The organism is Acinetobacter sp. AKBS16 (assembly GCF_002899995.1).
Classification (GTDB): Bacteria; Pseudomonadota; Gammaproteobacteria; order Pseudomonadales; family Moraxellaceae; genus Acinetobacter; species Acinetobacter baumannii.
The window spans coordinates 1-1,457 of the sequence record NZ_POYH01000077.1 but is presented as its reverse complement, the minus strand read 5'-3'; the positions used below and the strand labels follow the sequence as shown (position 1 = coordinate 1,457).

Annotated in this window: 1 protein-coding gene and 1 pseudogene; both read right to left on the bottom strand. The window is 43.4% G+C overall.

Annotated features, from left to right (window positions below; all coding sequences use genetic code 11):
* Positions 1 to 194, bottom strand: a pseudogene (locus C1642_RS19445) (ABC transporter substrate-binding protein); the annotation flags it as partial.
* On the bottom strand, positions 191 to 1,457 hold a 1,267-nt coding region (locus tag C1642_RS13560), incomplete at its 5' end, for an allophanate hydrolase (protein WP_103236445.1). The gene C1642_RS13560 and the pseudogene C1642_RS19445, both read right to left, overlap by 4 nt.

Here is a 1,457-nt window from a genome sequence, read left to right as displayed (position 1 = left end):
TTTAACCAGCCTTTTTCAATAGCCACTTGCCAAGCCACCCAGCCCGGCCAATCACTATAGCCGATGGTAATTGGTTTTGTATTTGCGGCTGCCTGAGCATCTTGTTTAGCCTCGGGCACTTTAGCCGTATTGTCACATCCACCCAATACAACTGCCGATAAAATAGATACGGATAACAACGCTTTTTTAATCATATAGAAACTTCCCCAACATTTTTACTAACAACACTTTGAGCGGTTTGATTGAGTGACTGTATATAAGCTCGCCAGCCTCCAAAATGGCTAATATCGGTTGCATCTTGAATGGTATACGCTTCGCAAATAAAGCCTTTAACCCATGTTCCATCTTTTAGTTTCAGGTTCCCAATACCAAGTGGTGCAGGTACTTCAGCCACAATGGCTCCAAAATTTGCTAAAGGAACATCCCACACTTCAACTTCAATAGATATACCTGCTGCATCGCATTGCAGCCCTGGTTTTGGTGGCGTGGTATTTTTTAAAGCAAAGAGTTTATAAGCATCTGCCGTCTGAGTTTTCTTGAGCAAAGTGGCATTACGACTAGTGAGCTGAAAATTAAGGGGCATGCCTGTTAAATGTGCTCCCACAACGGCAAGCTGTACTGAATGATTCGATTGGATCTCTAGACTTTGTTGATAATGTTGAGTTGATTTACCCAAGCTCAGTGATGTTTCGGCTTGCCAAAGCTGCGCAAAATTGGCCAGTGCCTGATCGTGCCAAGCTAGTGCAATAAAGGTTACGCCACTTGGTAGGCCGTCTTCACGAAGTATATTAGGTAAAGCTAAAGCCGAAAGATCGGCAAAATTGACAAAGTTGGTATAAGCCCCCATGTGCGCGTTTTTAGTAAATGGGTCGGCTTCAACTTCGGCAATGGTGTAAATAGTTGGTGCTGTCGGGACCATCAATGCATCAAAAGGTTGTAAAGCCAAATTAATTTTTCGAGCTAGTACGGCGCGGTTATATTCGGCTTGAAGTGCATCTATTGCCTTGAATTTATCTGCCTGCGCAATAATCTGGGCAATGACTGGATGAGCCTTTTCACGTGTTGTCATGCGTTCAACGGCGACTGTTCTTTCTGTCACCCATGCATCGTTATACAGTGCGGCAGCAAGCTCATTAAACGCACTGAAATCAATACTCTCAACGTCATAGCCCAGTTTTTTAACACGCTCGACTGCAACTAAAAAGGCTTTTTCAGATTCAATATCACCATAAAACTCAAGCTGAGCTGGAATGGCAATTTTTCGTTTAGAAAACTGAGTCGGTACATTGGCGGGATGCATTCGTGAATATTCATCTGTTTCATCGTAACCCTGCATTAAACTGGCAACTGCCCAAGCATCATCAATATGCAGCGCAAAAATAGAAATGACATCAATGGTCCGACATGCAGGAATTAAACCTGTGGTAGAAAACCAGCCCTTTGTAGGTTTAAGGCCC